Source organism: Kaarinaea lacus (genome assembly GCF_975902315.1).
In genome coordinates this window covers 1-5,787 of the sequence record NZ_CDLKIE010000515.1, presented here as the reverse complement: position 1 = coordinate 5,787, position 5,787 = coordinate 1, and the positions used below count along the sequence as shown (strand labels likewise).

Annotated in this window: 5 protein-coding genes; all 5 read left to right on the top strand. The window is 41.5% G+C overall.

Annotation, left to right across the window (positions count from 1 at the left end; all coding sequences use genetic code 11):
* A partial coding sequence (locus ACWVCM_RS16045) for a tetratricopeptide repeat protein (protein WP_455202779.1) occupies positions 1-754 on the top strand: 754 nt, incomplete at its 5' end.
* A gap of 165 nt (positions 755-919) precedes the next feature.
* Positions 920-2,809 (top strand): tetratricopeptide repeat protein, encoded by a 1,890-nt coding sequence (locus ACWVCM_RS16040; RefSeq protein WP_455202778.1) that lies wholly within the window; start codon positions 920-922, stop codon positions 2,807-2,809.
* A 6-nt stretch (positions 2,810-2,815) separates the two neighbouring features.
* A complete protein-coding gene (locus ACWVCM_RS16035) occupies positions 2,816-3,784 on the top strand; it encodes a lysylphosphatidylglycerol synthase transmembrane domain-containing protein (RefSeq protein WP_455202777.1) in 969 nt (322 codons plus the stop codon).
* Between the two features lie 522 nt (positions 3,785-4,306).
* Complete coding sequence (locus ACWVCM_RS16030; protein ID WP_455202776.1) at positions 4,307-4,735, top strand: pilin; 429 nt, start codon at positions 4,307-4,309, stop codon at positions 4,733-4,735.
* Positions 4,736-4,883: 148 nt separating this feature from the next.
* A partial coding sequence (locus ACWVCM_RS16025) for a hypothetical protein (protein ID WP_455202775.1) occupies positions 4,884-5,787 on the top strand: 904 nt, incomplete at its 3' end.

Here is a 5,787-nt window from a genome sequence, read left to right as displayed (position 1 = left end):
TATGCTAATCGGATTTGCAATTGCTCGCGCACTCACCAGGCTAACAGAGCAGCGGTGGCAGACAGTGATTCTTATTTTTGTAACAGCAATTTCTACCACGTTGCTGAGTTTTACAAGCTACCAGCATAGCAAGGCATGGCAGAACGACAAAACTGTCTGGCAACAGGTAATCGACAAATATCCGGAATCGGCGGCAACCGCGTATGTTAATTTGGGAAATGCTTTATTTGAGGAGAAACAATTCAGAACTGCGATTAAGCATTACAGTAAAGCAATCAGGATTGACTCATCACGTCTTGAAGCAATGCGTAATTTGGGCCTCACCTATGAAAAGCTCAACGACCATTCCAATGCGGAGAAATATTATAAATTGATGATCGAAACAAGACCTGATATCCATTATCCCTACACTGTGCTTGGTGATTATTATTTTAATACTGGCAAGTATCCGCAAGCAGCCCCTTACTTTCAAAAAGCACTCGAAATCTCTCCCTCCTCTGAAAATGCATTATACAAAAGCAGTTTAATAGACCTTTTGAGTGGCGACCTGAAACGAGCAGAACAAAAAATAGATTATCTTTTGCAATTAAGACCCAGCGATATCGACGGGCTGCAAATCAAGGCGCAAATACGTTATACACAAAATGACTTCAAATCTGCGGAGGAAATCGCAGGCATAATCCTGCAGCTCGATTCAACAAACCAGATTGCGCAACAGCTGATCAGCAAAATCAATCGGCGAAACCATCAATGAGCCAATTAGCGGTAATAACAACAATTTTTTCATTAACAACTACTTGGAACACTAGTTGCTTATAGTTTGCTATTCGTGGATAGACTACCAGGCGCATTAAATAGCGATTAAAGCGTTAATGTTGCTTTTTTCCTGCTACTCCAAATTTTAAACTCAGATTTTGCCGTGAATAAATATTCTGCTTACCTGTACACCCACAAATTAATCGTCTTCGGTTTCCTGGGGATTACTCTGGCCACTGTTGCCGTGTACTGGGACATAGTCCATCACCAGTTCCTGCAATGGGATGACATGTTATATATTCATAACAACAAGCACATACAAAGTCTCACTACCGAAAATCTCTTCTGGATGTTCACAAATTTTGATGTTGGGAACTGGCATCCACTCACCTGGTTGTCGTTGGCATTAGATTTTAAGATTTGGGGATACAATCCTGTTGCTTTCAAATTCGTAAGTGTATCCATTCACATCGTAAACAGCATACTGGTTTACTATCTGACTTTTTCAGTTTTGCAGCTGGCGCAACTCAATTATCATTCGAATAACAATGGACTATTCTCCCGGATTACTGGTCGCGACCTGTCAATAGCCAGTTTAGTAACCGCTCTGTTATTCGCAATACACCCGCAACATGTTGAATCGGTTTCCTGGATCGCAGAAAGAAAAGAGGTATTGTGTGGATTATTTTTTCTGGCGAGCATGCTCAGTTACATAAAACATAAAACCACCAATAGTAAAAACTGGCTGGCCGTATCTACGATGATGTGTTTCTTCTCACTAATGTCAAAACCAATGGCAGTATCGCTTCCATTAGTGCTGGTACTTATTGATATATACCCTTTAAGGGTGATCAGTAAAACAGCTTCCTTCAAACAGAATGTAAAAGCATTACTCGAGAACAAACTGATATTTATCCTGCTGTCTGCATGCGTATCAATGATAACCCTGTTTACACAACGCCATGGCATTCAAGGTAGTGAATATCTGACACTTGACTCCCGAATCATTAATGCCTGCATGACGATTATACTTTACATCTATAAATTTGTCTGGCCAGCCAGTCTGTCGCCATTCTACCCATTTCACCCCTGGAGCAGCGAGCCAAACATTTATAGCTTTATTCCTTTGCTTGTCATTATCACAATTTCAGCAGTACTGTTTTACCTGCTGAGAAAAAAGATCTACTTTCCGACTATCACTGCGCTATTTCTTTTCGTTACCTTGCTGCCTGTTATCGGTTTAGTCAAGGTTGGATCCCAGGCAGCTGCTGACCGGTACACCTACCTTCCATTATTGAGCATGTTTGTAGTGCTTGGCGGCGGTCTCGCTATTGCTATACACATCTTCAAACAACAGGTATTTACCAAAACCGCATTCGCAATTGCAACAACCGCAATTGCAATTACTTTTGGCGTATTCACCTTTCAACAAAACCAGATCTGGAAATCAGACCTGACGCTATGGGACAAAGCGATACAGTTGTACCCAGGGACGGCAGACCGGGCTTACAGTAATCTTGGCCAGGTACATTTAAATGAGGGTAATTACCGCCAGGCGGTTGCGTATTTTCAAAAAGCACTGGCAATACAGCCCGGCAACAGTTTTATACTGGAAAATACCGGTAAAGCTTATGAACGACTCAACAACTACAAACTCGCAGCTCATTATTTCCGAGAAATTGTCAGCTTATATCCTGAAGCTTACAGAGGTTATATGCTACTTGGTGACCTTTTCTACAGCCGAAAATTTCTCCCACAAACAAAGCTTATGTACAATAAGGCATTTCAATTGATGCCAAACTCTGTCTCTACTCTTCAGCGTAAAGCACTGATAGACTACATGGACGATAATTTACAATCCGCAATTGAAAAGACCGATTACCTGTTAACGCTATCTCCCAACAGCATTGGCGGCCTGCAATTGAGCGCAAAAATACATTTAAAAGCCAACAATCCAGACAAGGCAATAAATTTAGCGCACAGGATACTTGCCCTGAAACCCAACGACAGTTTTGCCACAGAGTTACTGGCCAGCATTAGCCAGGCGCAATGACAACCAATGTATATCGAATCAGAGGATAAACTCCAGGAACCCCGGCGCCCGGTGGTAATAGCGCTAAAGGTACTGGTTACCGTTATACTTATAAGCTGGGTATTGTCCCAGGTTGACCTGGACTCTCTTACCAGTTCCATATCTAATACCAACATGTTTTATTATTCACTTGCTATAGCAAGCCATGCCATAGCATTTATAATCTTCAGCATCCGCTGGTGGTACCTGTATAAAACGGGAGATAGCTCCAGCAAATATCGTGATACTTTCAAAAGCTACTACCTGGGATTATTTTTCAACAATTTTCTGCCCACTGGAATAGGTGGAGATGTTGTTCGCATATTGCGACTTCGCAAGCTTGGTTACAATACACATATTCTGGTTTCATCTTCACTGATGGACAGAATGCTGGGCCTGACAAGTATTTTGATGATGGGCCTCGTCGCATTATCAATTACACCAACTTTTGCTATATCGACTAACACCAAACTTTTTATTTCTGCGATAGCTATTATGGCGCCGTTTGGATTACTGTTCCTTTTCTCTGACTATATGCCGCGACTTACAAATTATCTCTCTCAGAAGTTTCACAAGGGTAAATTTACCGACTTCATACTCACTGTGGTATCTACGCTGCATGAATACAGGCATAGCCGTCCTCGTATACTCATTGCGCTGATTTTTTCAATCGTGGCTCAGTACTTTATAATAATAAGCTATATCCTGGTTGGAATGAGCCTGGATATAGACCTGTCAATCGCTATTTATTTCATTATTATACCGACAGTGTTTCTAGCAACCAGCCTTCCCATTTCCGTAGGAGGTTTGGGTGTTCGAGAGGGAGTCATTGTTTCACTGTTTACGCTTTTCAATGTTGATACACAAGCGGCAATTGCGCTGTCCTTTTTGTATTTTTTTATTATTCTATTGATAAGCTTGCCCGGGGGACTGGTATTACTCAGTAACAAAAAGTAGTTACTGCTAACTTGCTAGGAATGCGAACCAGTTGGCAAAATCGTAATTGAAATGTTTATACATCCTATAATGAGCTATCCTCTTAGGAGTAACTGCAATCGTGAGAATTTCGCATTATCGTTGAATATAATTATCGAAAAATGTGATTTACAGAATCCGGCGGATAACAACAGTCAGGTACAAAACATGTAACTTTCAATGTGACAATCTGCGTCAGTCACTAACGCAAACTGTCAGCTCCCAAGAGCCGTAGCGTCGCCCGCGTACTACTAGAATTGCGATTCGCCCGATAATCACACCACATTATAAATCATTAAATTCAATTAGTTACGGCATAATTTACTCAATCACCGCTTCCTGCAAAAGACAGATTCTAACATTGGCATACTGCTTGCTATCTTAAATTGTCATGATGAATTCTAGGTCACTGGCAGTCGATATCCTGAAGATATTGAACACTTGTCTAGGAAATATCAAAGAATTCAAATTGAAGTTGCAACTAATTAATCGGAGGCAAGTTTTATGAAGAAGGTTCAACAAGGTTTTACATTAATCGAACTCATGATCGTTGTTGCGATCATCGGTATCCTGGCTGCAATCGCTATTCCTGCTTATCAGGACTACACGATTCGTACAAAAATTTCAGAAGTAATGGTTATGGCATCTGCTGCTAAAACTACTACATCTGAGTACTACTTGTCATCTGGCTCTATGCCAGACACAACCAGCCAAGCAGGTATTAACACTGACGCTGGTCAAAGTAATTACGTTTCAGCTATCACTTTCACCACTACTACAGGTGTAGCATCAATTGCTTACACATTGGCTAACCTGGGTGGCCCAGATGGTGATGATGTTATCTTCGTAGGTACTGGTAGCTCAAACGGTGTAGCTTGGGTATGTACCGACAGTACAGCTGACGCAAAATACCTGCCAGCTAACTGCCGCTAGTAATCAGACGATTAATACATAGTTTGATAACATAGAAAGCAGAGAAGCCTTCTTCAGCGAAGGCTTCTCTTTTTTATTAAGGCTCAAGAATTAAAATTCCAGATAACTAAAACCACAAAATATCAGGCTTACCACTAGATTCGTCAGGATGATGATCTTTCACACCCAACCATTTAACCGCCATTCGCTATTAGCTATATCCAGTTTTATTTTCATTTTCGTATGCTGCCTGTTTGTATACTGGCCCGGGCTTGGCGGAATATTTCTGGTCGACGACTACCCTAACCTGGCACCGCTCGGTAACAACGGCGGCGTATCAAACCTGGATACCTTTCTGGCGTTCGTCTTCGGGAATGACTCCGGACCCACTGGCAGACCGGTATCAATGGTTTCATTTTTGTTAAATGACCAGTTCTGGCCCGGCTCACCGGAATCCTTCAAATACACAAACCTGATGATTCATGTAATGTGCGGTATGCTGGTAATCTTACTTAGCTACCGTTTAACACTGGCGATAAAAAACAATAACAACTACGCCACATTCGTCGCATTGTTAACCGGTGCTTTGTGGATGCTTCACCCATTCAATGTTTCCACGACACTCTATGTAATACAGCGCATGGCGCAACTGGCGACATTATTCAGCCTTGCCGGAATCTTATGTTACTGCTACGGCAGAACTATGTTCAATGCCAACCGGACAAAAGCCCTGCTCTTAATGTCATCAGGTGTCGCAGTATTTGGATTATTGTCCGTTTTCAGCAAAGAAAACGGAATATTGATGGTATTGTTTATATTAATCATAGAATCAACATTGTTTCACAACCTGGATAAACCCAGGGAACTCAGGTTCTGGTTCTGGATTTTTGTCTATGCTCCATTAATCATCCTGTTCCTGTTTTTTGTATCAAAAGGATTTTATGTAAATGCATTTAGCGCCAGCGAGTTTACCCAGCTTGAGCGCCTTATGACAGAAAACAGAATTCTGTTAGATTACCTGCATTCCATTTTAATACCCCATTTGCGTGGCAACGGTCTGATTAACGACGATA

What these genes read in the sequence shown, in the direction of transcription:
- ACWVCM_RS16035 (WP_455202777.1), top strand. Translation starts at nt 2,816, where the DNA reads ATGTATATCGAATCAGAGGATAAACTCCAGGAACCCCGGCGCCCGGTG.
- ACWVCM_RS16030 (WP_455202776.1), top strand. Translation starts at nt 4,307, where the DNA reads ATGAAGAAGGTTCAACAAGGTTTTACATTAATCGAACTCATGATCGTT.